This window comes from Micromonospora sp. URMC 103 (assembly GCF_051386435.1).
Lineage (GTDB): Bacteria > Actinomycetota > Actinomycetes > Mycobacteriales > Micromonosporaceae > Micromonospora.
This window is the reverse complement of the sequence record NZ_JBPQTR010000005.1, coordinates 2728840-2753394: the sequence shown is the minus strand read 5'-3', so window position 1 is coordinate 2753394 and position 24555 is coordinate 2728840. Positions and strand designations below refer to the sequence as shown.

Genomic DNA, 24555 nt, shown 5'->3' with positions numbered 1-24555 from the left:
CGTCCGACCGTTTTCCGCCGCCCCCTCCGGTTCGTCACCGGGCTCCCGGGAAGCCTCCAACCGCAGGTCGCCGCCGGGTTCCCGGCGCCCGGGCCGGAAAACGGGCTACCGGGCGGGCACCCAGCTCGCGTCCCGCTTCTCCCGGAACGCCAGCACCCCCTCCCGCCCCTCGTCGGAGAGGAAGTAGCCGGTCGACAGCGCGGCCAGCTCGGCGATCTCGGCCCGCAGGTCGGCGGCGGCCGGGCGACGCAGCAGCTGCTTCGCGCCGGCGAGCGCGCCGGGCGCGCCCCGGACCAGCGACCCGCAGTACCGCTCCACGGCCGCGTCCAGCGCGTCCGCGGGCACCGCCGCCGTGACGAGGCCGATCTCGGCGGCCCGCCGGCCGTCGAAGGTGTCCCCGGTCAGGTACAGCTCGGCCGCCGCCCGCGGGTGCAGCCGGGGCAGCACGGTCGCGGAGATCACCGCGGGGATCACCCCGATGCGCACCTCGGTGAAGGCGAACGTGGCCTCCTCGGCGCAGACCGCCACGTCGGCCGCGGCGATCAGCCCGAGGCCGCCGGCGCGGGCCGGGCCGGCGACACGGGCCACCACCGGCTTCGGGCACTCCCAGACGGCGGCCAGCACGTCACCGAGCATTCCGGCCGGCACCGTCCCACTCGCGTACGCCGCGGCGGTCTCCTTGAGGTCCGCGCCGGAGCAGAAGACGGGGCCGGTGTGGTCGAGCACGATCACCCGGACCGTGTCGTCGGCGACCGCGGCGGCCAGGCCGGCGAGCAGCTGCGTCATCAGCGGGGTGGAGAGCGCGTTGCGGTTGTGCGGGCTGTCCAGGGTGAGGGTGGTCACCCCGCGGGCCGTGGCGACCCGCACGAGCGCGTCGGGAGAGGTCATGCCGGGCACACTAGTGGCCATGCCCGGCGTCCTTCCAGAAGGCGAACCCGTCCCCACCGACGGCGCGCTGCCCGCCGCCGCGACCCGCGAGGTCGGCGCGCGTGGCTTCGGCGTGTACGTCCACGTGCCCTTCTGCGCCAGCCGCTGCGGCTACTGCGACTTCAACACGTACACGTCGGCGGAGCTGGGCGGCGGCGCCACCCGCGAGGCGTACGCGGACACCGTGCTGGCCGAGCTGCGGCTCGCCGCCCGGGTCCTCGGCGACGCCCCGCCGCGGCGGGTGGACACGGTGTTCGTCGGCGGCGGCACGCCGACCCTGCTCCCCGCCGACGATTTGGCCCGGATCCTGGACGCCGTCGACCGCACCTGGGGCCTCGCCGCCGACGTCGAGGTGACGACCGAGGCCAACCCGGAGTCGGTCACGCCCGAGTCGCTCAAGGCGCTGCGGGCGGCCGGCTACACCCGGATCTCGCTGGGCATGCAGTCGGCCGCGCCCGGGGTGCTGGCGATCCTCGACCGGCGGCACAGCGCCGGCCGGGCCGCGGCCGCCGCACGGGAGGCGCGCGAGGCGGGATTCGACCACGTCAACCTCGACCTGATCTACGGCACGCCGGGGGAGAGCGCCGAGGACTTCGCCCGGTCGCTGGACGAGGTCGTGGCGGCCGGGGCCGACCACGTGAGCGCGTACGCCCTCATCGTTGAGGACGGCACCCGGCTCGCCGCCCGGATGCGCCGCGGCGAACTGCCGTACCCCGACGACGACGTGGCGGCCGACCGCTACCTGGCCGCGGAGGCCGCGCTCGGCGCGGCCGGCTTCTCCTGGTACGAGGTCTCCAACTGGGCGCGTACGCCCGCCGCCCGCTGCCGCCACAACCTGCTCTACTGGGCCGGCGGCGACTGGTGGGGGCTCGGGCCGGGGGCGCACAGCCACGTCGGCGGCGTGCGCTGGTGGAACGTCAAGCACCCCACGGCGTACGCCGAGCGCCTCGCCGCGGATCGGTCACCGGGCCTGGCCCGGGAGGTGCTGACCGCCGACGAGGCCCACACGGAGGACGTCATGCTGCGTCTGCGGCTCGCCTCCGGCCTGCCCCTGGACGTGCTGGACGCGGCGGGCCGCGCGGGCGCCGGGCGCGCGCTCGCGGACGGGTTGCTGGACGCGGCGGCGTACGCGGCGGGCCGAGCCGTGCTCACCCTGCGCGGCCGGCTGCTCGCCGACGCCGTGGTGCGCGACCTGCTGCCCTAGCGGTGCCCGACCGGCCGGGGGAGCGGCCGGCCGGGTCACTTGATGAGGTTCGCCGACATCGGGTAGCGGTACGGGGTGCCCTCGTTGGCCTTGACCCCGGCGATGATGCCGAACACGGTGCCGATGATGACCGCCGCGCCGACCGCCACGAAACCGATCAGGATGCAGGCGAGCACCCAGCCGACCAGCCCGACGATCGACCAGACGAGCTGGAAGTTGAGCGCCGCCACGGCGTGCGCCCGGACGGCCGGCGACTGGCTGCCCCGAGCCAGCATGGCCACCAGCGGGGCGATCCAGCCGAGCACGCCGCCGCTGAGGAACATGCCCGCGGCGCCGCCGAAGTGGGCGACCAGGGCCCAGGTCTTGTCGTCGTTGCCGCCGGCCGGGCCGTAGCCGCCGGTCGGATACCCGACGCCGGGCGGCGGGTAGCCCCCCGGCGGGACGCCACCACCTGGGGGCGGGTAGCCGCCCGGCGACCCCTGGCCACCGGCGGGTGGCGGATAGCCCCCGGGCGGGGGATAGCCACCCGGGTCGGCGGCCCCGGACAGTGGTGCGGTGGGGGGCTCGTCCGTGGCGGACGGGCCGGGTGCGGCCGGCGGCGGGGTCGGCTCCGGCGGCGGACCGCCGGGTTCACCCGTGCCGGGAGGGCGAGGTGGTTCAGTCATGCACGTCACGGTAGGGGCCGCCGGCAACGTCACGCCAGAGCGAGCCCGACGGGCCAGTGGGGCCGATCGGCCGTCCATGGGCGACCCGCTCGGGCCCCGTCCCGCGGCGCCTTTCGGCCGGGCGGCGGCGCCCGGGCGGCGGTGACGTGGACCGTGCCGCACCGGTCGTCCGTCGTTGATCATCGCGTCGGCGGGCCCGCCGACGTAGACTGGCACTCGCTACAGTCGAGTGCCAGGAACGCCCGCCCGCGGTGCCGAGCGCCGGGGGCCGACGCGCGTAGGAGGTGGGGAGGATGGGTCTCGACGACCGTAAGCTCGCCGTGCTCCGCGCGATCGTGGAGGACTACGTCGCCACGCAGGAGCCGGTCGGCAGCCGCGCGCTCGTCGAGCGGCACCAGCTCGGGGTCTCTCCGGCGACGGTCCGCAACGACATGGCGGTGCTCGAGGAGGAAGGCTACATCCGGCAGCCGCACACCAGCGCCGGTCGGGTGCCCACCGACCGCGGCTACCGGCTGTTCGTCGACCGGCTGTCCCGGGTGAAGCCGCTCAGCCCCGCCGAGCGCCGTGCCATCGAGCGCTTCCTGGTCGGCGCCGTCGACCTGGACGACGTGGTGCACCGCACGGTCCGCCTGCTGGCCCAGCTGACCCGGCAGGTCGCCGTCGTGCAGTACCCGAGCCTGGCCCGCTCCTCCGTCCGGCACCTGGAGCTGGTGCCGATCTCCACCACTCGCCTGATGCTCGTGATGATCGCCGACACCGGGCGGGTCGAGCAGCGGCTGGTCGAGATGCCCGCGCCGATCCCCGCCGACGACGTCACCGACCTGCGCCGGGTGGTCAACGAGAAGCTGGTCGGCACCCGGCTGTCGGACACGCCGCCGCTCGTGCAGGCGCTGGTCGACGAGGCGACCCCCGACCGGCGCGCCGCCATGGCCACCCTCGCCAGCGTGCTGCTGGAGACCCTCGTCGAGCGGCACGAGGAGCGGATCGCGTTGGCCGGCACGGCCAACCTCACCCGCGGCGGCCTCCTCGACTTCCAGGGCTCGCTGCGACCGATCCTCGAGGCGCTCGAGGAGGAGGTCGTACTGCTCAAGCTCATCGGCGAGGTCGAGCCGAGCACCACGCGGGTCCGCATCGGCGACGAGAACGAGATCGACAACCTCCGCGCCGCCTCGGTGGTGAGCACCGGCTACGGGCCGGGCGCCACCATCGTGGGTGGCCTCGGCGTGCTCGGGCCGACCCGGATGGACTACCCCGGCACCATCGCCACGGTGAGGGCCGTGGCACGCTACGTGGGCGACCTGCTGGCCCAGAACTGACCAGGCAGCACCGACGGCCGTCCCGGCCGGCGGCCGGCGCAACGCGAGACGAACATGAGGACACGGAACGCAGTGGCCAGGGACTACTACGGCATTCTCGGCGTGAGCCGGGACGCCTCCGACGACGAGATCAAGCGCGCCTACCGCAAGCTGGCGCGCCAGTTCCACCCGGACGTCAATCCGGACCCGGAGGCCCAGGAGAAGTTCAAGGACATCAACGCCGCGTACGAGGTCCTCTCGGACGACCGGAAACGGCAGATCGTCGACCTGGGCGGCGACCCGCTCGCCCCGGGCGGCGGGGGCGCGGGCGGCCCGGGTGGTCCCGGCGGCGCCGGCCCGTTCGTCGGGTTCCAGGACATCATGGACGCCTTCTTCGGCGGGGCGGCCGGCGGCGCGCGGGGGCCGCGCCCGCGTACCCGGCCGGGCGCCGACGCGATCCTGCGTCTCGAACTGGACCTGCACGAGACGGCGTTCGGCGTCGAGGCGCCCATCACGGTCGACACCGCGGTCCTGTGCACCACCTGCTCGGGCGCCGGCACGGCCGCCGGCACGCACCTCGCCACCTGCGAGGCGTGCGGCGGCCGGGGCGAGGTGCAGTCGGTGCAGCGCACGTTCCTCGGCCAGGTGGTCTCCGCCCGGCCGTGCACCGTCTGCCAGGGCTACGGCACCACCATCCCGCACCCCTGCCCGACCTGCGCCGGCGACGGCCGGGTGCGCACCCGCCGCTCGCTGACCGTGAAGATCCCGGCCGGCGTCGAGGACGGCATGCGGATCCGGCTGGCCCAGCAGGGTGAGGTGGGCCCGGGCGGCGGCACCGCCGGCGACCTCTACGTGGAGATCCACGAGCGGCCGCACGACGTGTACTCCCGCAAGGGCGACGACCTGCACTGCCGCGTCACCGTGCCGATGACGGCGGCGGCGCTCGGCACCCGGCTGACCATCAAGACGCTGGACAGCGAGGAGGCCGTCGACGTCAAGGCCGGCACCCAGCCGGGCAGCACGCTGCGGCTGCGCGCCCGCGGCGTGCCGCACCTGCGCGGCACCGGTCGGGGCGACCTCTACGTCCACCTCGACGTGCGGACCCCCACGAAGCTCGACGCGGACCAGGAGCGGATGCTGCGCGACTTCGCGAAGACCCGGGGCGAGGAGGTCGCCGAGCTGACCAAGCAGGGCGGCTTCTTCTCCCGGATGCGTGACGCCTTCAACGGCCACGCCTGAGACGCGCCCGGCTCGCCGTCCCGGCCAATGCCGGGGCGGCTAGCCTGATGACCGTGTCCGCCCCGCTGTTCCTGGTCGAGTCGCTGCCCACCACCGACACCCTGACGCTCGGCGGGCCCGAGGGCCACCACGCGGCCACCGTCCAGCGGCTGCGTGTGGGCGAGGAGTTGCTGCTCGCCGACGGCCGGGGTGGCACGGCCGCCGCCGTGGTCACCGCCGTCGGCCGGGGCAGCCTGGACCTCGCGATCACCGCCCGGGGGTACGTCGACGCGCCCGTCCCGCGGCTCGTCGTGGTGCAGGGCATCGCCAAGGGCGACCGGGGCGAGCTGGCCGTGCAGGCGATGACCGAGGTCGGGGTGGACGAGATCGTGCCCTGGGCGGCGTCCCGTTCGGTGGCGCAGTGGCGCGGCGACCGGGGCGTACGGGCCCGGGAGAAGTGGGCGGCCACGGCCCGGGAGGCGGCCAAGCAGGCCCGCCGGGCGTGGCTGCCGGTGGTGGCCGGCGCCCCCGACGAGTCGACCGACCGGGTGGCCCGCCGGATCGCCGGCGCGGCCGCGGCGTTCGTGCTGCACGAGGAGGCCGTCGACCGGCTCGCCACGGCGGCCCTGCCGGACGTCGGCGAGATCGTGCTGGTGGTCGGCCCGGAGGGCGGCATCGCTCCGGCCGAGCTGGACGCCTTCGGCGCGGCCGGCGCCCGCCCGGTACGCCTCGGCGACTCGGTGCTGCGCACGTCCACGGCCGGGGTGGCGGCCCTGTCCGTGCTCTCGACGCGCCTCGGGCGCTGGTGATCCGGGGCTCGGCGCCCCGTGCTGCCGTCGATCATGCAGTTGTGGTGCCTGCCAAATCGGACGTAGGCGGGTCTTCCGCCCACCACAACTGCATGATCGGCAGTGCGATCGGATTCTGAGCCGTCAGCTGCGCAGGTACGAGGCGCCGTTGAGGTCGACGATCGTGCCGGAGGCCCACTCGGCCTCGGGCGAGGCGAGCCAGTGCACCGCGGCGGCGATCTCCTCGGGGCGGGCAATCCGGTTGAAGGGGCTCTGCGCCCGTACGGCGGCGCCCCGCTCGGCCTTCAGGTGCTCGTTGGTCATGTCGGTCTCGACGAAGCCCGGCGCGACCGTGGCCACCGTGATGCCGTACGGAGCCAGGGCCACCGCGAGCGACTGGCCCATGGCGTTCATCCCCGCCTTGCTCGCGCCGTACGCCGGGTTCGCCGGCTCGCCGCGGAACGCCCCCCGGGAGGAGACGTTGACGATCCGGCCGCCCCGCCCGCGCATGTGCTGCGCGGCGCACCAGGTGGCGTTGGCCGCGCCGAACAGGTTGGTGTCGAGGACCTCGCGCCACCGCTGCCGCCACTGCTCGTAGCTGGTCTCGAAGACCGGGTGCGGCGGGTCGGCCGGGCCGAAGACCCCCGCGTTGTTGACGAGCACGTCCAGCCCGCCGAGCCGGCCGGCCGCCTCGTCCACCATGGCCTGGACCGCGTCCGGGTCGGCGAGGTCGGCGCGTACGACCAGGTGCCCCTTGCCCGGCAGCTGCGCCCGCAGCTCCTCGGCCAGCTCCGCCGAGTCCCGGTGGTGGATCGCCACCCGGTCACCGCCGGCCGCGAAGGCCCTCACCACCGCCCGCCCGATGCCGCGCGAGCCACCCGTCACCAGTACCGCCCGTGAAGTCACGCCGGCCATCATGCCCGAGCGGCCCGGCCTCGCCCACGGGCCCCCGGGCCAGCGCTTAGCATGCCCGGATGGGATCCGACTGCCTGTTCTGCCGCATCGTCGCCGGGGAGATCCCGGCCACCGTCCTCCGGGAGACCCCCACCACCCTCGCCTTCCGCGACATCTCCCCGCAGGCGCCGGTGCACGTCATGGTGATCCCCAAGGAGCACTACGCGGACGTCGCCACGCTCGCGCAGGGCGACCCGGCGCTGGCCGGTGAGGTGCTGGCCACCGCCGCCGCCGTGGCCGAGGACGAGGGGCTGCTCGGCGACGGCTTCCGGCTGATCTTCAACACCGGGACGTACGGCGGCCAGGAGGTGTTCCACGCGCACGCCCACCTGCTCGGTGGCGCGCCGCTCGGCCCCATGCTGACCCGGACCGTCGCGTGAGCGCGGCGGACCGGCTGGACCGCATGGTCCGCCAGGTGCAGGCGCAGGCCCGGATTCCGGCCGTCTCGGCGGCCCTGCACCGGGCCGACCGGCCGCTGTGGACGTGCACGGTCGGCGGCACCGGCAACGACACGGCGCTCGACCCCGAGACCCGGTTCCGGATCGGCTCGGTCACCAAGACGTTCACGGCCGTCCTCACCCTCCAGTGCCGCGACGACGGCCTGCTCGACCTGGACGACCCGATCGGCCGGCACCTGGCCCTGCCGGCGCACGGCGAGCTGACCGTGCGCCGGCTGCTCTCGCACACGTCCGGCCTGCAACGGGAGCCGTACGGCGACGTCTGGGACACCCTCGCCGCCCCCGACGCCGAGCGGCTGCTGGCCGACCTGGCCCGCGCCGAGCGGGTCCTGCCGGCCGGACGCCGCTACCACTACTCCAACCTGGGCATGGCGCTGCTCGGCCGACTCGTAGGCGAGCTGCGCGGCGGCACCTGGGCGGAGGTGCTGACCGATCGGGTGCTCACCCCGCTGGGGCTGACCCGCACCACGGTGACGCCTGGCCGGCGGGCCGCCTCGGGCTTCCTCGTGGACGCGTACTCCGACGAGGCGCACCCGGAGCCCCCGACCGATTTCGGCGCGGTCGGCCCGGCCGCCCAGCTCTGGAGCACCGCCGGCGACATGGCGCGGTGGGCGGCCTTCCTGGCCGATCCCGCGGCGCTCGACGCGGCCGGCCGGGTGCTCGCCCCCGCCACCCTCGACGAGATGCGCTGGCCGGTGACGGTGACCGACGAGACGCTCTGGTCCGGCGGCTTCGGGCTCGGCCTGATCCTGGTCCCGCAGGGCGAGCGCGTGGTGCACGTGGGGCACGACGGCGCCATGCCGGGCTTCCTGGCCGGGGTCTACGGGCGGCGCGGCGGGGACGGCACGGCCGCCGCCATGGGCTGCGCCGTGCTCGTCTCCTCCGGCACCGCGGCGGAGGCCCTCGACCTGCCGCACCGGCTGCTCGCCGCGGCGGTCGAGCACGACCCGGCCGACATCGACCCGTGGCGGCCGGGCCCGCCCGCGCCCGCGTCCGTGCGGGGGCTGCTCGGCCGCTGGTGGGGGGAGGGCTTCGAGTACGTCTTCTCGTGGCACGACGGGGCGCTGCGGGCCCGGGGCGCCGGCGACCCGGCCGGCAAGCCGCCGGCGGTGTTCGCACCGGTGCCGGACCGGCCGGACGTGTTCCGTACGGTCTCCGGTCGGGAGGTCGGCGAGCTGCTGCGGCTGACCCGCGACGAGCAGGGCACGGTGGTCCGGATGCACTGGGCGACCTACCGGTTCACCCGCCACCAGGAGACCTTCGACCGGTACGACTTCCGCGCCGGCGCGTGACGCCACCGGGGGGGGCGGACCGCCCGGTTCGTCCCCCTTCGTCCGGCCGGTGGAACCCGGCCCGTGCCGAGGAAATGCACACGGTGCCGCCGCTGTTGAACCGATACGATGAGTGCAACGTCCGCACGCCGCGCCACCAGGGCCGGCGCCGAGATCGAGAGCAGGTGGCACAGGGCCCCTCGGCCCGAGCTATGACCGGCACCCCACCTCCCGGCCCGCCCCAGGTGCAGACCAGGATCACGGTCCCCGACTCCAAGATCATGGTCAACCTGCTCGGTGCGGGTGACGAGATCCTGCGACTCGTCGAACGCTCGGTCAACAGTGACGTGCACGTCCGGGGCAACGAGATCACGATCTCCGGCGCGCCCGCGGACAACGCCCTCGCCGAGCGCCTCTTCAGTGAGCTGCTCGAACTCATCGAGAAAGGCGAGACCCTGACCACTGACGCCGTCCGGCGTACCGTCGGCATGCTCGAGCAGGGCAGCGCCGAGCGGCCCGCCGAGGTCCTGACGCTCAACATCCTCTCCCGGCGCGGCCGCACCATCCGTCCGAAGACCCTCGGTCAGAAGCGCTACGTCGACGCGATCGACGCGCACACCATCGTCTTCGGCATCGGCCCCGCCGGCACGGGCAAGACCTACCTGGCCATGGCGAAGGCCGTGCAGGCGCTTCAGGCCAAGCAGGTCAACCGCATCATCCTCACCCGGCCCGCGGTCGAGGCGGGTGAGCGGCTGGGCTTCCTGCCCGGCACCCTCAACGAGAAGATCGACCCGTACCTGCGGCCGCTCTACGACGCGCTGCACGACATGCTCGACCCGGACTCGATCCCGAAGCTCATGGCCGCCGGGACGATCGAGGTCGCCCCGCTCGCGTACATGCGTGGTCGGACGCTCAACGACGCGTTCATCATCCTCGACGAGGCGCAGAACACGACGCCCGAGCAGATGAAGATGTTCCTCACGCGGCTCGGCTTCGGCTCCAAGATCGTGGTGACCGGTGACGTGACGCAGGTCGACCTGCCCGGCGGCACGACGAGCGGCCTGCGCGTGGTCCGGGAGATCCTCGCCAACGTCGAGGACGTCCACTTCGCCCAGCTGTCCAGTTCCGACGTGGTCCGGCACCGGCTGGTCGGGGAGATCGTCGACGCGTACGCCCGCTGGGACGAGCGGGAGAACCAGCAGGGCCAGCAGAGCGTGCACGCCGTGCCGGGGCGGGCCGCACAGGGCGGCCGGTCCGGCCGGCGCCGCTAGATCAGGGGAATCCACTTGTCCATCGAGATCGCCAACGAGTCCGGTGTCGAGGTCGACACCGACGCCGTGCTCGCCGTCGCCCGGCACGCCCTCGACGAGATGGGGGTCAACCCCCTCGCCGAGCTGTCCGTGCTGCTGGTCGACGTCGACTACATGACCGAGCTCAACCACCGCTGGATGGGGGGCGACGGGCCGACCGACGTGCTCGCGTTCCCCATGGACGAGGGCAGCGTCGACCACGGCCCGGGCGAGAGCGCCCCGGCCGGCGGCGAACCGGCCCTGCTCGGTGACATCGTGCTCTGCCCGGAGGTGGCGGCGAAGCAGGCGGCGACGGCCGGCCACTCGCCCGCCGACGAGCTGCACCTGCTCACCGTCCACGGCGTGCTGCACCTGCTCGGGTACGACCACGCCGAGCCTGAGGAGGAGCGGGAGATGTTCGCGCTCCAGGCCCGACTGCTGTCCAGCTGGCGGTCGAGCCGGTCCCAGTGATGTCTCTCCAGGCCTCCGCAGCCGGCGCGACCGCCGGCCTGCCGGACCTGCAGTTGCTCTTCGTGGCTGCCGGGCTGGTCGTGCTCGCCGGGCTGATCGCGATGACCGAGGCGGCGCTCGCTGCCGTGTCGCCGGCCCGGGCCGCCGAGCTGGCCCGCGACGGCGCGCGCGGCGCCCGGACGCTGCAGGCCGTCGCCGGCGACGTGGTCCGGCACCTCAACCTGCTCCTGCTGCTGCGGCTGCTCGCCGAGCTGACGGCCACCACGCTGGTGGCCCTGGTCGCGGTCGACACGTTCGGCGCGGGCTGGCGGGCGGCGCTCGTGACCGCCGGCGCGATGACCGTGGTCAGCTTCGTGGTGGTCGGGGTCGCGCCCCGCACGCTGGGCCGGCAGCACGCCTACCCGGTGGGCCGGGCGGTGGCGCCGCTGGTCCGCTGGCTGGGGCGCGCGCTCAACCCGCTCGCCTCGCTGCTCATCCTCATCGGCAACGCGGTGACCCCGGGCCGTGGCTTCCGGGAGGGCCCGTTCGCCACCCAGGTCGAGCTGCGCGAGCTGGTCGACCTGGCCGAGCAGCGCGGCGTCGTGGAGCACGGCGAGCGGCAGATGATCCACTCCGTCTTCGCCCTCGGCGACACCATCGCCCGCGAGGTGATGGTCCCGCGTACGGAGATGGTGTGGATCGAGGAGGGCAAGACGCTCTCCCAGGCGCTCGCGCTCTTCCTGCGGTCCGGTTTCTCCCGGATTCCGGTGATCGGCGAGAGCGTCGACGACGTGCTGGGCGTGCTCTACCTCAAGGACCTGATCCGGCGCGTACGCGGCGGCGACCCGGCCGCCGAGCAGCTCCCCGTCGCCGGGCTCATGCGGCCGGCCACCTTCGTCCCGGAGTCCAAGCCCGTGGACGACCTGCTCTCCGAGATGCAGGCGGCCCGCAACCACCTCGTCATCGTCGTCGACGAGTACGGCGGCACCGGCGGCCTGGTCACCATCGAGGACATCCTCGAGGAGATCGTCGGCGAGATCACCGACGAGTACGATGTCGAGCGCCCGCCGGTCGAACGCCTGGAGGACGGGTCGGTGCGCGTCACCGCCCGGCTTCCGGTCGAGGACCTCGGCGAGCTGTTCGACACCGAGCTGCCCACCGACGAGGTGGAGACGGTCGGTGGCCTGCTGGCCCAGTCGCTCGGCCGGGTGCCGATCCCCGGCGCGCGCGTCGAGGTGGCCGGCCTCCGGCTCATCGCCGAGGGCACCACCGGCCGGCGCAACCGGATCGACACCGTGCTCGTGAGCCGCGTCGAGCCGGCCGACGAGCACGAGCACCCGGGGCGCGGCGAGCACGCCGAGTCGCGGGGCAACCCCAACCGCACCGAGGAGAGGCAACCCGCCGATGCCTGAGTCGCCCGCCGTGCCCGCCCCGCGGCCCACGCCGTCCGCACCCGCCGAGCTGAGCGCCGAGGACGGCAAGCTAATCGTCCTGGCCCGCGGCGCGCGGGGCCGGGTCGGCGCCGTGGAGGGAGCGGCGGTCCGTGACCAGGACGGCCGGACGTACGCGGCGGCCAGTGTGGCGCTGCCGTCGCTGGTGCTCAGCGCACTCCAACTGGCCGTCGCCTCGGCGGCGGCCGCCGGCGCGACGCGGCTCGAGGCGGCCGCCGTGGTGACCGAGGCGTCGACGCTGGACGGGGCCGGGCACGCGGCGGTGCGGGACCTCTCCGCCGACGCGCCGATCCACGTCGCGGCGCCGGACGGCACCGTCCTCGGCACGGTGACGGAGTGACCGCCGCGCGCGGCCCGGAGGAACGCCCCTACCGGGCGGGCTTCGCCTGCTTCGTGGGGCGGCCCAACGCCGGCAAGTCGACGCTGACCAACGCGATCGTCGGCCAGAAGATCGCGATCACCTCGAACAAGCCGCAGACCACCCGGCACGTCATCCGGGCCGTCCTGCACCGGCCCGAGTCGCAGCTCGTCCTCGTCGACACGCCGGGCCTGCACCGTCCCCGTACGCTGCTCGGTGAGCGCCTCAACGACCTGGTCCGGCAGACCTGGAGCGAGGTCGACGTCATCGGCCTGTGCATCCCGGCCGACGAGCCGATCGGGCGGGGCGACCGGTTCATCAGCGGCGAGCTGGGCGAGCTGAAGGCCACCGTGCTCGCCGTCGTCACCAAGACCGACCTGGTGGACCGCAAGCGCCTCGCCGAGCAGCTCCTCGCCGTGAGCGAGCTGGCCGAGTTCGCGGACGTGGTGCCGGTGAGCGCCGTCTCCGGGCACCAGGTCGACACGCTTGTCGACGTGATGACCGGCTACCTGCCGGTGTCCCCCCAGCTCTACCCGGACGACATGCTCACCGACGACCCGGAGCAGGTGCTGGTCGCCGAGCTGATCCGGGAGGCGGCGCTGGAGGGGGTCCGCGACGAGCTGCCGCACTCCATCGCCGTGGTGGTCGAGGAGATGATCCCGGAGGGGCAGCTCATGCGGATCTACGCCGACCTGTACGTCGAGCGGCCCAGCCAGAAAGCGATCATGATCGGCCACCGGGGCAGCCGACTCCGGGAAGTCGGCACCACCGCCCGCAAGCAGATCGAGGAGCTGCTCGGCAGCCGGGTCTTCCTCGACCTGCACGTCCGGGTGGCGAAGGACTGGCAGCGCGACCCGAAGCAGCTGCGCAAGCTCGGGTTCTGACACCCCGTACCACCATCAGCCGGACGGCGGCCTGCGCCGCCGTCCGGCTGATCGCCGCCGGTCAGACGGTGGATTCCGGATGCCCCGGACGGGGGAGGCGCTGATCGGCATCGGTCGGGCGTATGGGAAGTTTCACGTCTGCTCGGGGCGTGCAACCGGTTGCCGGCGGCGCGGCGGAGGGTAGGAGACATCCGCCCCCTGCCCCCGAGACAGATGCAGGCTGATGCGAAACAGATACCTCGACCTGCTCCGCTTCCTGGCCATCGTCCGAGTCGTCGTCTACCACGTAACCGGTTGGGCATCGCTGACCCTCGTGTTCCCGGCCATGTCGGTGATGTTCGCGCTGGCCGGCTCGCTGATGGCCGCCTCGCTGGAGCGGTCCGGTCCGACCGCCGTGCTCCGCCGGCTGCGTCGCCTGCTGCCGTCGCTGTGGGTGCTGGCCGCCGTGTTCGTGCCGGCGATGCTGCTCACGGGGCTGCCGCTCACGCCCCGGGTGCTGCTCTGGCTCCTCCCGGTCGCCGATCCGCCGGCCAACCACTGGGGCGCGCTGGCCCTGAGCGTCATCTGGTACCTGCGGGACTACCTCTGGTTCGTGCTGGCCTCACCGGTGGCCCTCTGGCTGTTCCGCCGCGCCCCGTTGCCCACCCTGCTGGCGCCGTACGCCCTGCTCGTGGCCATCGAGTCGGGCCTGTGGGCGGACGCGCCCGGCCCGGCGCGGGAGTTCGGTCTCTACTTCGGCGCCTGGCTGCTCGGCTTCGCCCACCACGCGGGGATGCTGCGCCGGCTCGCCAACCGGGTGCTCGTCCCGGCGGTGCTGGTGCTCGCCGCCGCCGGGGGCGCCTGGATCGCCACGCACCCCGGCCCCCGGGGGTACGACCTCAACGACATCCACCTCGGCAACGCCCTCTGGTCGGCCGCGTTCGTCCTGGTCGTGCTCGGCCGGGGGCCCGCCGGCGCGGCGTGGGTCGACCGCGTCCCCGTGTTCGGGCGGGCCGTGACCGTGCTGAACCGGCGAGCGCTGACCGTCTACCTCTGGCACATGCCGTTCGTGGTGGCGCTGACCCCGCTCGTGGACGTGGTGGGGTGGTCGCACCAGGACCCGGTGGGGCTGGCGATCCGGGTGGTGCTGGTCTTCGCCCTGGTCGGCGTGGTGACGATGGCCGTCGGCTGGGTGGAGGACGTGGCCGCCCGCCGGCCGCCGGAACTGCTTCCCGGCCGACGGGAACGCTCGGCGTCGCAACCCTCGACGGCCGCTCCCCGGGTCACCGTGCCGGCGCCGCGTGGCCCGGTGGCGGAGGAGGTCACCGCTGGGAGACGTTGATGTCGCCGCTGCGGGTGCTCACGTCGAGGACGAGCGCCGCCGACCGGTCGTCGGCCACGGTGACGTTCGCGTCGCCCGAGGCCGCGTCGGAGCGGACCTGGTAACGGCCGGCGGGCACCACGAGGCTGACGTCGCCGCTGGAGGCGTGCGCCCGGGCCGAGGCGGCCTTCTCCAGTTCGAGGACCACGTTGCCGGACTTCGCCTCCGCGTCCACGTCGCCCCGGAGGCGCCGGGCGGAGATGTCACCGGAGGCGGCGCGGAGGGTGACCGGGCCCGCGGCCTCGGAGACCTCGATGTCACCCGAGCGGGTCTCCAGCCGTACCGGGCCCGTGGCGCCGGTGAGCAGGACGTTGCCCGACCGGAGCAGCATCTGCACGGCGCCCACCTGGCTGAGCTCGACGTCACCGGAGGCGCTCTCGCCCTGCACGGCGACGCCCTCGGGCGCCGTCACCTCGTACGAGACGCTGCACTGTGACCCGCAGTCGGTGTCGAGCACCAGCTCCGTGCCCTTGATCTCGTACCGCGCCGTGGGCTCGGCGCCCTGGTAACGCACGACCCGCTTGATCCGGACCTCGGACGCGCTGCCGTTGGCCCGCACCACCACATCGCCCGAGCCGGGCTGCACCCGGATCGTGGTGATCCGCACGGTCTCGGTGTTGTCGAAGTCCAGCCGCCGGAAGGCCAGGTCGTCACACCCGGCGAGGAGGATGAGGGCGGCCGCCGCGCCGAGCGCGACGGGCGCGGTCGCGCGGTGGCGGGCCGCTCGCCGGCCGGCGCCGGGGCGCTCGCCGGTGGTGAGGTGCAGGCTCATGCCGAGCACGCTACGGCCGGGCCGGTGCCCGGCACATCGGGGTTCGTCCGCCGTTCCACCCCGAACCGACCCTGATTTCACACCCCGAGGGAGAATGGCCCGATGGCCGGATACCGCCGACAGCTCTACCGCGACGACGCGGTGGTGCTGCGCGTGCAGAAGCTCGGCGAATCCGACCGGATCATCACCCTGCTCACCCGCCGGCACGGCCGGATCCGCGCGGTGGCCCGGGGGGTGCGGCGCACCACGAGCAAGTTCGGCGCCCGGCTGGAGCCGTTCGGGCACGTCGACCTGCAACTCGCCGGAGACCCGAAGGGCGAGCAGGGCAGCGCGTTGCACACCGTGAGTCAGGTCGAGGGGATCGACCTCTACGGCAAGCGGTTCCTCGGCGACTACCCGCGCTACACGGCGGCCAGCGCCATCGCCGAGACGGCCGAACGCCTCACCCCGGTCGAGCGGGAGCCGTCGCTGCGGCTGTTCCAGCTCACCCTCGGCGCGCTGCGCGCGCTCGCCGAGGGGAGTCACGCCACCACCCTGGTCCTCGACGCGTACCTGCTGCGCGGGATGGCCCTGGCCGGCTGGGCGCCGGCGCTCACCGCGTGCGCCGTGTGCGGCACGCCGGGGCGGCACCGGGCCTTCTCCGTCCCGGCCGGAGGCGCCGTCTGCCCGGACTGCCGGCCCCCCGGCGCGGCCCACCCCTCGCCCGCCACCGTCGACCTGATGTCGGCCCTGAGCACGGGCGACTGGCGGGTGGCCGACGCCACCGAGGTTGGCGTACGCCGGGAGTGCAGCGGCCTCGTGGCGGCGCACCTGCAGTGGCACCTGGAACGCGCGCTACGCTCGCTTCCGCTGGTCGACCGGGGTGCCCCGGGCGCTGGTGCGGATGGCCTGAGCAGGGAGAAGAGCGAGTGATCGGATCAACGAGGGCCGGCCGGCGACAGCCGGTGCCACCCACGCCGCACCCGTCGGGCGCCCGCCCACCGGCGCTGCCGGCGGAGGCGCTGCCCCGGCACGTGGCCGTGGTGATGGACGGCAACGGCCGGTGGGCCAAGGAGCGCGGGCTGGCCCGCACCAAGGGCCACGAGGCGGGGGAGTTCTCCCTCTTCGACACCATCGAGGGCGCCATCGAGCTCGGCATCCCGTACCTGTCGGCGTACGCCTTCTCCACCGAGAACTGGCGGCGCTCGCCCGACGAGGTCCGCTTCCTGATGGGCTTCAACCGTGACGTCATCCGCCGCCGCCGCGACCAGCTGGTCGACCTGGGCGTGCGAGTGGTGTGGTCCGGGCGGGCCGGCCGGCTGTGGAAGAGCGTCATCTCCGAGTTGCAGACCGCCGAGGAGATGTCGCGGGGCAACTCGACGCTGACCCTGCAGTTCTGCGTCAACTACGGCGGGCAGGCGGAGATTGCCGACGCCGCCGCGGCGATCGCCCGCGACGTGGCCGCCGGCCGGCTCGACCCGGCCAAGGTCAACGAGAAGACGGTGGCGAAGTACCTCTACCACCCGGAGATCCCCGAGGTCGACCTCTTCCTGCGGCCGTCGGGAGAGCAGCGCACCTCCAACTTCATGCTCTGGCAGAGCGCGTACGCCGAGCTGGTCTTCCTCGACACGCTCTGGCCGGACTTCGACCGCCGGCACCTCTGGTACGCCTGTGAGCTGTACGCGCAGCGCGACCGCCGCTTCGGCGGGGCGCTGCCCAACCCGGTGGCCCCGCCGCCGGCCTGAGTCGCGGCCCGGCCACTTCCGCCGATCGGCCCGGGCAGGCTTACCTGGCCGTCACGCTGGGTATCAGTCTCCTCAGGAGCCACTGACGGAGGTGAAACCCACATGATCCAGAAGCGCATCGCCCAGTGGGCGCTGATGGCGGTCGCCGTGCCGCTGGCCGCGGCCGGCGCACGCCGGCTCAGCCACTCGCTGGAGGCCCGTCGCGGCCCCACCGGGGTGAGCCGCCTGCTCGCCAAGGGCGCCGACATGCTGCGTCCGCAAAAGACCAAGCGTCGCCGGTTCTGGTGAGACCCCGCCGGTTCCGTTGACCCGCGCCGGGCCGCGCCGCCCGTCCCCCTCCGGACGGCGCCGCCCGGCGCGCCCGCGCGCGTCCGCTCCCCGCCCCCGCTCCCGCCCCCGCTCCCGCCCCGCTCCGCGCGATCATGCAGTTGTGGTGCCTCGCGAATACCGTTAATAGCTATGAAACGGGCACCATAACTGCATGATCGACGGAGTGGGGGCGGGCACGGCGGCGGGGCGGCGGGGCCGGCGGGCGGGTCGGTGCGTTTCTCGGGGTGGGGTGCTTTCCGCGGGCCTAGGATCGGAGGGCGGGCGTGACGCGGGGGTGCGCCCGGCGCGGGGGTGGCGATGCGGGATCTCCGGTACAAGATGATCATGGCGCTGAACGCGGCCGACCTGGGTGACCCGATCTGTGAGCAGGTGGCCGAGATCTGCGCCGAGATCGCCGAGCAGCACTGCGCCGAACTCGGTCACGCGCCGCAGTTGCGCTCCGGCGAGATCGCCGAGCTGGCGAACGGCGAACCGGCCCTCACCTGGGCGCCCGTGCCCGAGGACAACCGGCAGCGTGCGTGGTGAGCGCGCCGGCCCCGGCCGTGGACGTCCGCCGCGCCGACGACCGCTTCGCCACACGCATCTCCTGGCTGGACTCGAAGCACTCGTTCTCGTTCTCCCGGCACTACGACCCGGCGAACACCCACCACGGGCTGCTCCTCGTCAACAACGACGACGTGGTCCGGCCCGGCGCCGGCTTCGAAACCCACCCGCACGAGGACATGGAGATCGTCACCTGGGTGCTGCGCGGCTCTCTCGTGCACCAGGACTCCACCGGGCACTCCGGCGTCATCTACCCGGGTCTCGCCCAGCGGATGAGCGCCGGCACGGGAATCCTGCACTCGGAGAAGAACGACTCCTGGCGGCTCGACGGCCGTGACCCGCACACCGAGCCGGTCCACTTCGTGCAGATGTGGGTGCTGCCCGACACCGAGGGCGTCGACCCCGGCTACGAACAGCTCGAAATCGACGACGAGCTGCTCCGCGGCGGGCTGGTGCCGGTCGCGTCCGGGATGGAACGGTACGAGGGCGCGTCCGCCATCCGGATCCGCAACCGGTACGCCGCCCTGCACGCCGCCCGCCTTACCCCCGGCGACACCGTCACGCTCCCGGACGCGCCGTTCCTGCACCTCTACGTGCCCGACGGCGCCGTGACGCTGGAGGGCACCGGCCTGCTCGGCACCGGCGACGCCGTCCGCATGACGGCCACCGGCGGGCAACGCGTCACCGCCACCGAGCCGGCCGAGATCCTCGTCTGGGAGATGCACGCCACCATCGCGTGAGCAGGCGGCCCGGCCCCGGGAGGCTCAGGCCTCCACCTCCGAGCGGTCGCCGGCCCAGACGGTGTGGAACGTGCCACCCCGGTCGACCCGGTGGTAGGTGTGCGCCCCGAAGTTGTCCCGCAGGCCCTGGATCAGCGCGGCCGGCAACCGCTCCGCCCGGAGGGCGTCGAAGTATGCCAGCGACGAGGAGAACGCCGGCGTCGGCACCCCGGCCCGGGCCGCCTCGGCGACCACCCGCCGCCAGCTCGGCACGCCCGCCGCGACCGACTCGGCGAAGTACGGCGCCACCAGCAGCGTGGACAGGTCGGGCTGCGCGTCGTACGCCTCTCGGATGCGGTCCAGGAAGCGCGCCCGGATGATGCAGCCGCCGCGCCAGATGGTCGCGGTGCCGCCCAGGTCGATGTTCCAGTCGTACTCCGCGCTGCCCGCGCGGATGTGGTCGAAGCCCTGCGCGTACGCCACGATCTTGGAGGCGAGCAGCGCCCGGCGGACGTCCTCCACGAACGCGTCGCGGTCCTCCACCTGCCACGGGGCCCCGGCGTCGGGGAACGCCCCGCGGGCCGCCTCGCGCTGGTCGGCGTGCCCGGACAGCGAGCGGGCGAACGTCGCCTCGGCGATGCCGGTGATCGGGATGCCCAGGTCGAGCGCGCTCTGCACCGTCCACCGGCCGGTGCCCTTCTGTTCCGCCTGGTCGCGCACGATGTCGACGAACGGACGGCCGGTCGCCGCGTCGGTGTGCGCCAGCACGTCGGCGGTGATCTCGATGAGGAAGGACTCCAGCTCGCCGCGGTTCCAGTCGCGGAAGATCTCCGCGAGCTCCGCCGGCTGCGCGCCCAGACCGACCCGCAACAGGTGGTACGCCTCGGCGATGAGCTGCATGTCGGCGTACTCGATGCCGTTGTGCACCATCTTCACGAAGTGGCCGGCGCCGTCCGGGCCGATGTGCCGGCAGCAGGGCACGCCGTCCACCTGGGCGGCGATCTTCTCGAAGATGGGGCCGAGCTTGCGGTACGACTCCTCGGAGCCGCCCGGCATGATGCTCGGCCCGTGCAGCGCGCCCTCCTCCCCGCCGGAGACGCCGGTGCCCACGAAGTGCAGCCCGTGCTCGCGCAGCGCGGCCTCCCGCCGCCGGGTGTCGGCGAAGTGCGCGTTGCCGCAGTCCACGATGATGTCGCCGGGCTCCAGCAGCACGGCCAGCTCGTCGATCACGGCGTCGGTCGGCTCGCCGGCCTTCACCATGACGATCACCGCGCGGGGGCGCTCCAGGGAGGCCACGAAGTCGGTCATCGTCTCGGCGGGCACGAACCGGCCCTCGTCGCCGTGTTTGGCCACGAGGCTCCGGGTGCGCTCCGGCGAGCGGTTGTGCACCGCCACCCGGAATCCGTTGCGGGCCAGGTTCCGGGCCAGGTTGCGGCCCATCACCGCCAGCCCGGTAACCCCGATCTGCGCCGTCGCCTGCTCGGCCATCCGCGCCGCCACCTCTCGCTGTCGCTGTCCGCGAGATCGAACCTATCGCGGTACGCGGCGGCGCGTGCCGCTCCTCGACACCCCGTCACCGGGCGGTCGCAGCCCGCTGCCCGCGCCCGGTCCGGCCGCGGTGTCTCCCCACGACCGGACACCCGGCCGCCTCGCTCCGTGCGCCGATCCGGCGGCCTCCCGACCCGCCGGACACCGCCACATCGCCGCAACCGTGTGGATCTCGACGGACCGGCGAGCCGGCCGGCTTCAGCCCTCGGCCAGCCGGGCCTCGACCCGCGCCACCTTCCCGGTGAGCGCGTCGGTCACCCCGGGGCGTACGTCCGCCTTCAGCACGACGCTCACCCGCGGAGCCTGCGCGGCGACCGCGTCGACCGCGCGCTTCACCACGGCCATGACCTCGTCCCACTCGCCCTCGACGGTGGTGAACATGGCGTCGGTGCGGTTCGGCAGACCCGACTCGCGGACCACCCGGACCGCCTCCGCGACCAGGTCGCCCACCGAGTCGCCGACGCCGAGCGGGGTGATGGAGAACGCGATCAGCATGGGCCGATCGTAAATCGGATGCGCGTCCAACCCGTTGGTGGTGGGGTGTGGACATGCGTTACTGACGCCCCACCTCCGAGCCGGCCCGCCGCCCGATGACGCGCGGTCCGTGCGCTCCCGGGCGTCCGCATTCCGACCCGCCGCCGTCGCGGCGCTGCCGGTCGTGGCCGATCCCGGCACCCGTCCCCGTTCCCTGCGGACCGCCGCTGTCGTCAGCCCGGGCCGCACCCCACCGCGACCGCGCCCGCCGGCCGGATGCCGCGACCACTCCCGGTCGCCGCGCCCCGCCGCGCCGGTGCGGTCGGAAAGGAGGCCCGGATGCCCGCCAGGCGCACCGCGAAGAAACCCTCATCGACCCGTACCACCCGGAGCGCGGAGGCCACGTCGCCCGACCTCGACCGGCTGCCGCTCAAGCCCGCGATGCCACCACTGCCGGCCCACGCCGCACCCGCGCTGCCGACCGACGCCGCACTGATGCTGCCGCTCGAATCCGCGCCCGCGCTGCCGCTCGAATCCGCGCCCGCGCTCTCGGGCGACGCCCCGGCGTCGGCGCCACGGCCGGCCGCACCGAAGGCCGGCCCACCGGCCGCCCACGGCCGCTCCGCCACCACCCGGGGCAGCCAGCGCGCCGCCCAGCCCCGCCGGTACGCCTTCCGCCGAAGCTGACCCCCCGCCCCCTCTCCCCGCGATCTTGCACTTCCGGCCCCCGAAGTGTCCCGTACGACCGGTATGCCGGGGCGACAAGTGCAAGATCGCGGGGGAAAGGCCGGGGGAGGGGGCGGCGCGCGGGGCGGTCAGCCTAGGAGGGGGCGGAAGGTGCCGAGGAGGATGCTCGCGGTCAGGGCCGCGGCGGCCAGTGCCACGGCGCCGGCGACCAGCAGCGCGTCGGCGGCCGTGAACCGCTGACGGCGGGCGGCCGTACGCGGGGTGCCGGCGTCGAAGCCGCGCGCGTCCATGGCGACCGCGAGCCGGGTGCCCCGCCGGATCGCGCCCACCAGCAGGGCGAACGCGGTCGAGGCGAAGAGCCGGAGCTTCGCCAGCGGGTTGCGTCCGGCGTCCACGCCGCGCGCCCGCCGCGCCATGCTGATGGTCTGCCACTCCTGCCCGAGCAGCGGCACCAGGCGGAACGCCGCCAGCGCGCCGATGGCGAACCGCGCCGGTGCCTTGGCGTTCTGGATGAGCGCGTCGGCCAGGTCGGTGGCGTCGGTGGTGGCGAAGACGAGAACGCCGGGCAGCGCCACGGCGAACAGGCGCAGCACCAGACCGAGCGCCGTGAGCAGCACGCCCGACGTGATGACGACGGGCCCTGCCTCGACCAGCATCCGGCCGGAGCGGTCGGCCGCGAACAGGACGAGGGTGACCAGGATGCCGGCGGCGCTGACGAGCAGCGGCCACGCGCGCCGGGCGAGCAGCCGGTAGCGCACGCCGAACAGCGGCAGCAGCGCCAGCTCCACCGCGATGGCGATGGCCGGCGCCACCGGGTCGAGCGTGGCCACCAGCACGAACGAGAACAGCAGCGCGGCCGCCAGCTTGGCCACCGGGTTGCGCCGGGCCAGCGGCGCGCCGGGCGCGGCGATCGGTTCAATGCTGATCATGGCCGCTCCCCGTGGCCGGCCCTCGCGCTCGCCGGCGAGCTGGCCGCCGCCCGCACGTCGGCAGCGGCCGCCGGTGCCGTCCTCGTGAGCGTGAGCTGCCGGTCGGCCAGAGCCGCCACGAAGTCCGCGTCGTGGGTCACCGTGACGACGCCGTGTCCGGCGTCGCGCAGGTCCGCGAAGAGGTCGACCAGCTCCAGCCAGGTCCGCCGGTCCTGGCCGAAGGTGGGCTCGTCGCACACGAGCAGTCGGGGCGCGGTGGCCAGGGCCGTCGCCACGCTCAGCCGCCGCGCCTCGCCGCCGGAGAGGGTGTACGGGTTGGCGCCCGCGAGCGCGGTCAGCCGGAGCCGGGTGAGCAGCTCGTCCACGACGGACCGCACCTCGGTTTCGGAACGGCCCGTCCGGCGCGGGCCGAGGGCCAGCTCGTCGAAGACGGTGCCGGTGACGAACTGGTGCTCCGGATCCTGGAAGACCGAGCCGATCCGGCCGGCGAGGGCCGGCGCGCGCCACCGGTGCGGGGGAGTGCGGGCGTCCCGGCCGGCCAGCTCGGCGCTGGCCGAGACGGCGCCGGCGCCCGGCTTGAGCAGCCCGCCGAGCAGCAGCGCCAGGGTGGACTTGCCGGCGCCGTTCGGTCCGAGCACGGCGATCGCCTCGCCGGCGCGTACCGCCAGGTCGGTGGGGGCCAGCCGGGGCGGCAGGCCGAGCCGGTCGGCGGTGACCAGCAGGTCGCCGGGGGCCGTCGTCGCGCGGCGGGGCGCGACGGTGTGACCCGGCACCCAGACGCCCTCGGCGGCGAGCGCGTCGCCGTGGGCGCCGAAGACCGCCTCGGGGGTGCCGTCGGCGCGGACGCCGCCGCCGGGTTCCAGCACGACGACGCGGTCGACCAGGGGCAGCGCGTCGGCCACCCGGTGCTCGACCAGGATCAGCGTGGTGTCGGCGTCCAGTGCGCCGGCGACCGCCGAGCGGACCAGCGTGGCGCCGGCCGGGTCGAGGTTGGCGGTGGGCTCGTCGAGCAGCAGCAGCCCGGGTCGCAGGGCGAGCGCCCCGGCCAGCGCCAGCCGCTGCTGCTCGCCGCCGGAGAGCGCCGCCGTGGGGCGGTCCCGGTGGTACGGGAAGCCGACCCGGCGCAGCGCCTCGTCGACCCGGGGCCAGATCTCGCCGGCGGGCACCCCCCGGTTCTCCAGCCCGAAGGCGACGTCGTCGCCGCAGCGGGCCATCACGAGCTGGCTCTCCGGGTCCTGGAAGACGATGGCGACGCGTTCCCGGCCCTTGCGCGGGTCGAGCCCGTCGATCTCGACGGTGCCCTCCTGCTCGCCGGAGTCCTCGGGGAGCAGCCCGGCGAGCGCGGCCAGGAGGGTGCTCTTGCCGGCGCCCGAGGGGCCGAGCAGCAGCACCCGCTCGCCGCTCTCGATCCGCAGGTCCACCCCGCGCACCGCCCAGCGTTTCCGCCCGGCGTGCCGCCAGCCGAACCCCCTCAGGATGACCCCGCTCAGTGCCCCCACCCCCTTCCGGCCGCCGTCCGGCACGTTGATCAAGAGATTTGCGTCAGGATCGTCGCCGCCGTTGACGCAAACCTCTTGATCAACGGGGCGAGGGCGCGGGGTCAGATGGCCGCGCGTTCACGGCCGGCGGGGAAGCGGTCCAGGACGCCGGTGTTCGCCAGCGCGCGCGTCAGCGCCCAGCCGCCGCCGCCGGCCACGATCGTGGCGCTGATGACGGTGAGCAGCGCGTACGGGAGCCGGTAGCTGGTCAGGTCGTACGCCTTGTTCCAGTACACGAAGTCGAAGACCGCGGCGCTCACGCCGGTGAGCGCGCCGGCCAGCACGGCCGTCGGCAGGCGGTACGAGCGGTACCGGAACGCGGCGAACGCCAGCTCGGCGCCCACGCCCTGCAGCAGGCCCTGCACGATCGTGATGCTGGCCCACTGGCTGCCCAGCAGGGCCGAGAGGATCGCGGCCACCAGCTCGCAGTAGAGCGAGGCCCCCGGCTTGCGGATGACCAGCCCGCCGAGCACCGCCGGGAGCAGCCAGATGCCGTAGATCAGCGCCTGGGCCGGCGGGAAGAAGGCGAATGCGGGCTCTGTCGCGCTCCAGACGAGGTTCCAGGCCCAGAAGATCACGCCGAACGCCACGGCGATCACCGAGGCCACGACGATGTCGATGGTGCGCCACCGGTTCCCGTTGTTCATGATTGCTCCCAGTTCTCAAGACGAACCAGGAGAAGACGCACGCCGCGCCCGGTGGGACCGGACGGCGGCGCG

General features: G+C 74.4%; 27 protein-coding genes. 18 read left to right on the top strand and 9 right to left on the bottom strand.

The window, feature by feature from the left end; translation table 11 throughout:
• Window positions 1-105 precede the first annotated feature (105 nt).
• Window positions 106-888: an enoyl-CoA hydratase family protein gene (locus tag ACSNOA_RS25940; RefSeq protein ID WP_436662195.1), complete on the bottom strand. Its 783-nt coding sequence runs from the start codon at window positions 886-888 to the stop codon at window positions 106-108.
• A 19-nt stretch (window positions 889-907) separates the two neighbouring features.
• Between ACSNOA_RS25940 and hemW the strand changes: the two genes are divergently transcribed.
• The gene (gene hemW, locus ACSNOA_RS25935) at window positions 908-2131 is read left to right on the top strand and encodes a radical SAM family heme chaperone HemW (protein ID WP_436662456.1); all 1224 of its coding nucleotides are present in this window, start codon (window positions 908-910) and stop codon (window positions 2129-2131) included.
• A gap of 35 nt (window positions 2132-2166) precedes the next feature.
• Here the strand turns inward: hemW and ACSNOA_RS25930 are convergent, their stop codons facing one another.
• On the bottom strand, window positions 2167-2796 hold the full coding sequence (locus ACSNOA_RS25930) for a DUF4870 domain-containing protein (RefSeq protein ID WP_436662193.1): 630 nt from the start codon (window positions 2794-2796) through the stop codon (window positions 2167-2169).
• A 293-nt stretch (window positions 2797-3089) separates the two neighbouring features.
• Between ACSNOA_RS25930 and hrcA the strand changes: the two genes are divergently transcribed.
• The 3 genes from hrcA to ACSNOA_RS25915 all read left to right on the top strand — a co-directional run bounded on the left by hrcA (window position 3090) and on the right by ACSNOA_RS25915 (window position 6118).
• The gene (gene hrcA / locus ACSNOA_RS25925) at window positions 3090-4112 is read left to right on the top strand and encodes a heat-inducible transcriptional repressor HrcA (protein WP_436662191.1); all 1023 of its coding nucleotides are present in this window, start codon (window positions 3090-3092) and stop codon (window positions 4110-4112) included.
• 72 nt (window positions 4113-4184) lie between these two features.
• A complete protein-coding gene (gene dnaJ / locus ACSNOA_RS25920; protein WP_436662455.1) occupies window positions 4185-5330 on the top strand; it encodes a molecular chaperone DnaJ in 1146 nt (381 codons plus the stop codon).
• Window positions 5331-5383: 53 nt separating this feature from the next.
• A complete protein-coding gene (locus ACSNOA_RS25915; RefSeq protein WP_436662190.1) occupies window positions 5384-6118 on the top strand; it encodes a 16S rRNA (uracil(1498)-N(3))-methyltransferase in 735 nt (244 codons plus the stop codon).
• Window positions 6119-6241: 123 nt separating this feature from the next.
• Here the strand turns inward: ACSNOA_RS25915 and ACSNOA_RS25910 are convergent, their stop codons facing one another.
• Window positions 6242-7003 carry an SDR family NAD(P)-dependent oxidoreductase gene (locus ACSNOA_RS25910; protein ID WP_436662188.1) on the bottom strand — a complete coding sequence of 254 codons (762 nt, stop codon included), beginning with the start codon at window positions 7001-7003 and terminating at the stop codon, window positions 6242-6244.
• 68 nt (window positions 7004-7071) lie between these two features.
• Between ACSNOA_RS25910 and ACSNOA_RS25905 the strand changes: the two genes are divergently transcribed.
• From ACSNOA_RS25905 to ACSNOA_RS25870, 8 genes are all read left to right on the top strand, one after another.
• Window positions 7072-7431, top strand: coding sequence for a histidine triad nucleotide-binding protein (locus ACSNOA_RS25905; RefSeq protein WP_436662187.1), 360 nt, complete (start codon window positions 7072-7074; stop codon window positions 7429-7431).
• A 23-nt stretch (window positions 7432-7454) separates the two neighbouring features.
• On the top strand, window positions 7455-8801 hold the full coding sequence (locus ACSNOA_RS25900) for a serine hydrolase domain-containing protein (protein ID WP_436662454.1): 1347 nt from the start codon (window positions 7455-7457) through the stop codon (window positions 8799-8801).
• Between the two features lie 191 nt (window positions 8802-8992).
• Complete coding sequence (locus tag ACSNOA_RS25895) at window positions 8993-10051, top strand: PhoH family protein (protein ID WP_436662186.1); 1059 nt, start codon at window positions 8993-8995, stop codon at window positions 10049-10051.
• A 15-nt stretch (window positions 10052-10066) separates the two neighbouring features.
• Window positions 10067-10540 carry an rRNA maturation RNase YbeY gene (gene ybeY / locus ACSNOA_RS25890; protein WP_436662184.1) on the top strand — a complete coding sequence of 158 codons (474 nt, stop codon included), beginning with the start codon at window positions 10067-10069 and terminating at the stop codon, window positions 10538-10540.
• Complete coding sequence (locus ACSNOA_RS25885) at window positions 10516-11931, top strand: hemolysin family protein (RefSeq protein WP_436662453.1); 1416 nt, start codon at window positions 10516-10518, stop codon at window positions 11929-11931. Before ybeY ends, ACSNOA_RS25885 begins: the two co-directional genes overlap by 25 nt.
• Window positions 11924-12310, top strand: coding sequence for a cytidine deaminase (locus ACSNOA_RS25880; RefSeq protein ID WP_436662183.1), 387 nt, complete (start codon window positions 11924-11926; stop codon window positions 12308-12310). Before ACSNOA_RS25885 ends, ACSNOA_RS25880 begins: the two co-directional genes overlap by 8 nt.
• Complete coding sequence (gene era, locus ACSNOA_RS25875) at window positions 12307-13212, top strand: GTPase Era (protein ID WP_436662182.1); 906 nt, start codon at window positions 12307-12309, stop codon at window positions 13210-13212. The genes ACSNOA_RS25880 and era overlap by 4 nt, the downstream gene beginning before the upstream one ends.
• Before the next feature lie 223 nt (window positions 13213-13435).
• Window positions 13436-14533, top strand: coding sequence for an acyltransferase family protein (locus ACSNOA_RS25870; RefSeq protein WP_436662181.1), 1098 nt, complete (start codon window positions 13436-13438; stop codon window positions 14531-14533).
• Here ACSNOA_RS25870 and ACSNOA_RS25865 read toward each other — a convergent pair.
• Window positions 14514-15344, bottom strand: coding sequence for a DUF4097 family beta strand repeat-containing protein (locus tag ACSNOA_RS25865; protein ID WP_436662179.1), 831 nt, complete (start codon window positions 15342-15344; stop codon window positions 14514-14516). The genes ACSNOA_RS25870 and ACSNOA_RS25865 overlap by 20 nt on opposite strands.
• A gap of 102 nt (window positions 15345-15446) precedes the next feature.
• Here ACSNOA_RS25865 and recO point away from each other — a divergent pair, with 102 nt between their 5' ends.
• The 5 genes from recO (at window position 15447) to ACSNOA_RS25840 (ending at window position 18681) form a co-directional block, all read left to right on the top strand.
• Window positions 15447-16256: a DNA repair protein RecO gene (recO, locus tag ACSNOA_RS25860; RefSeq protein ID WP_436662177.1), complete on the top strand. Its 810-nt coding sequence runs from the start codon at window positions 15447-15449 to the stop codon at window positions 16254-16256.
• A 32-nt stretch (window positions 16257-16288) separates the two neighbouring features.
• Window positions 16289-17068: an isoprenyl transferase gene (locus tag ACSNOA_RS25855; RefSeq protein WP_436662452.1), complete on the top strand. Its 780-nt coding sequence runs from the start codon at window positions 16289-16291 to the stop codon at window positions 17066-17068.
• Between the two features lie 102 nt (window positions 17069-17170).
• The gene (locus ACSNOA_RS25850; protein ID WP_436662175.1) at window positions 17171-17356 is read left to right on the top strand and encodes a hypothetical protein; all 186 of its coding nucleotides are present in this window, start codon (window positions 17171-17173) and stop codon (window positions 17354-17356) included.
• Between the two features lie 339 nt (window positions 17357-17695).
• Window positions 17696-17923: a thioredoxin reductase gene (locus ACSNOA_RS25845; protein ID WP_436662173.1), complete on the top strand. Its 228-nt coding sequence runs from the start codon at window positions 17696-17698 to the stop codon at window positions 17921-17923.
• Window positions 17920-18681: a pirin family protein gene (locus tag ACSNOA_RS25840; RefSeq protein WP_436662171.1), complete on the top strand. Its 762-nt coding sequence runs from the start codon at window positions 17920-17922 to the stop codon at window positions 18679-18681. Before ACSNOA_RS25845 ends, ACSNOA_RS25840 begins: the two co-directional genes overlap by 4 nt.
• 24 nt (window positions 18682-18705) lie before the next feature.
• Here the strand turns inward: ACSNOA_RS25840 and gndA are convergent, their stop codons facing one another.
• Window positions 18706-20148, bottom strand: coding sequence for an NADP-dependent phosphogluconate dehydrogenase (gndA, locus tag ACSNOA_RS25835; protein ID WP_436662169.1), 1443 nt, complete (start codon window positions 20146-20148; stop codon window positions 18706-18708).
• Window positions 20149-20406: 258 nt separating this feature from the next.
• A complete protein-coding gene (locus ACSNOA_RS25830; protein WP_091595999.1) occupies window positions 20407-20703 on the bottom strand; it encodes an MTH1187 family thiamine-binding protein in 297 nt (98 codons plus the stop codon).
• Window positions 20704-21021: 318 nt separating this feature from the next.
• Here ACSNOA_RS25830 and ACSNOA_RS25825 point away from each other — a divergent pair, with 318 nt between their 5' ends.
• Window positions 21022-21369 (top strand): hypothetical protein, encoded by a 348-nt coding sequence (locus tag ACSNOA_RS25825; protein WP_436662166.1) that lies wholly within the window; start codon window positions 21022-21024, stop codon window positions 21367-21369.
• A 128-nt stretch (window positions 21370-21497) separates the two neighbouring features.
• Here the strand turns inward: ACSNOA_RS25825 and ACSNOA_RS25820 are convergent, their stop codons facing one another.
• The 3 genes from ACSNOA_RS25820 to ACSNOA_RS25810 all read right to left on the bottom strand — a co-directional run bounded on the left by ACSNOA_RS25820 (window position 21498) and on the right by ACSNOA_RS25810 (window position 24483).
• On the bottom strand, window positions 21498-22298 hold the full coding sequence (locus ACSNOA_RS25820; protein WP_436662164.1) for an energy-coupling factor transporter transmembrane component T family protein: 801 nt from the start codon (window positions 22296-22298) through the stop codon (window positions 21498-21500).
• Window positions 22295-23788, bottom strand: coding sequence for an ABC transporter ATP-binding protein (locus tag ACSNOA_RS25815; RefSeq protein WP_436662451.1), 1494 nt, complete (start codon window positions 23786-23788; stop codon window positions 22295-22297). The genes ACSNOA_RS25820 and ACSNOA_RS25815 overlap by 4 nt, the downstream gene beginning before the upstream one ends.
• Window positions 23789-23898: 110 nt before the next feature.
• Entirely contained in the window at window positions 23899-24483 is a 585-nt protein-coding gene (locus ACSNOA_RS25810; RefSeq protein ID WP_436662163.1) for an ECF transporter S component, read from the bottom strand.
• Between the last annotated feature and the right edge of the window lie 72 nt (window positions 24484-24555).

What these genes read in the sequence shown, in the direction of transcription:
- ACSNOA_RS25940 (WP_436662195.1), bottom strand. Translation starts at nt 888, where the DNA reads ATGACCTCTCCCGACGCGCTCGTGCGGGTCGCCACGGCCCGCGGGGTG.
- hemW (WP_436662456.1), top strand. Translation starts at nt 908, where the DNA reads ATGCCCGGCGTCCTTCCAGAAGGCGAACCCGTCCCCACCGACGGCGCG.
- ACSNOA_RS25930 (WP_436662193.1), bottom strand. Translation starts at nt 2,796, where the DNA reads ATGACTGAACCACCTCGCCCTCCCGGCACGGGTGAACCCGGCGGTCCG.
- hrcA (WP_436662191.1), top strand. Translation starts at nt 3,090, where the DNA reads ATGGGTCTCGACGACCGTAAGCTCGCCGTGCTCCGCGCGATCGTGGAG.
- ACSNOA_RS25905 (WP_436662187.1), top strand. Translation starts at nt 7,072, where the DNA reads ATGGGATCCGACTGCCTGTTCTGCCGCATCGTCGCCGGGGAGATCCCG.
- ACSNOA_RS25900 (WP_436662454.1), top strand. Translation starts at nt 7,455, where the DNA reads ATGGTCCGCCAGGTGCAGGCGCAGGCCCGGATTCCGGCCGTCTCGGCG.
- ACSNOA_RS25895 (WP_436662186.1), top strand. Translation starts at nt 8,993, where the DNA reads ATGACCGGCACCCCACCTCCCGGCCCGCCCCAGGTGCAGACCAGGATC.
- ACSNOA_RS25880 (WP_436662183.1), top strand. Translation starts at nt 11,924, where the DNA reads ATGCCTGAGTCGCCCGCCGTGCCCGCCCCGCGGCCCACGCCGTCCGCA.
- ACSNOA_RS25870 (WP_436662181.1), top strand. Translation starts at nt 13,436, where the DNA reads ATGCGAAACAGATACCTCGACCTGCTCCGCTTCCTGGCCATCGTCCGA.
- ACSNOA_RS25865 (WP_436662179.1), bottom strand. Translation starts at nt 15,344, where the DNA reads ATGAGCCTGCACCTCACCACCGGCGAGCGCCCCGGCGCCGGCCGGCGA.
- recO (WP_436662177.1), top strand. Translation starts at nt 15,447, where the DNA reads ATGGCCGGATACCGCCGACAGCTCTACCGCGACGACGCGGTGGTGCTG.
- ACSNOA_RS25850 (WP_436662175.1), top strand. Translation starts at nt 17,171, where the DNA reads ATGATCCAGAAGCGCATCGCCCAGTGGGCGCTGATGGCGGTCGCCGTG.
- ACSNOA_RS25845 (WP_436662173.1), top strand. Translation starts at nt 17,696, where the DNA reads ATGCGGGATCTCCGGTACAAGATGATCATGGCGCTGAACGCGGCCGAC.
- gndA (WP_436662169.1), bottom strand. Translation starts at nt 20,148, where the DNA reads ATGGCCGAGCAGGCGACGGCGCAGATCGGGGTTACCGGGCTGGCGGTG.
- ACSNOA_RS25830 (WP_091595999.1), bottom strand. Translation starts at nt 20,703, where the DNA reads ATGCTGATCGCGTTCTCCATCACCCCGCTCGGCGTCGGCGACTCGGTG.
- ACSNOA_RS25825 (WP_436662166.1), top strand. Translation starts at nt 21,022, where the DNA reads ATGCCCGCCAGGCGCACCGCGAAGAAACCCTCATCGACCCGTACCACC.
- ACSNOA_RS25820 (WP_436662164.1), bottom strand. Translation starts at nt 22,298, where the DNA reads ATGATCAGCATTGAACCGATCGCCGCGCCCGGCGCGCCGCTGGCCCGG.
- ACSNOA_RS25810 (WP_436662163.1), bottom strand. Translation starts at nt 24,483, where the DNA reads ATGAACAACGGGAACCGGTGGCGCACCATCGACATCGTCGTGGCCTCG.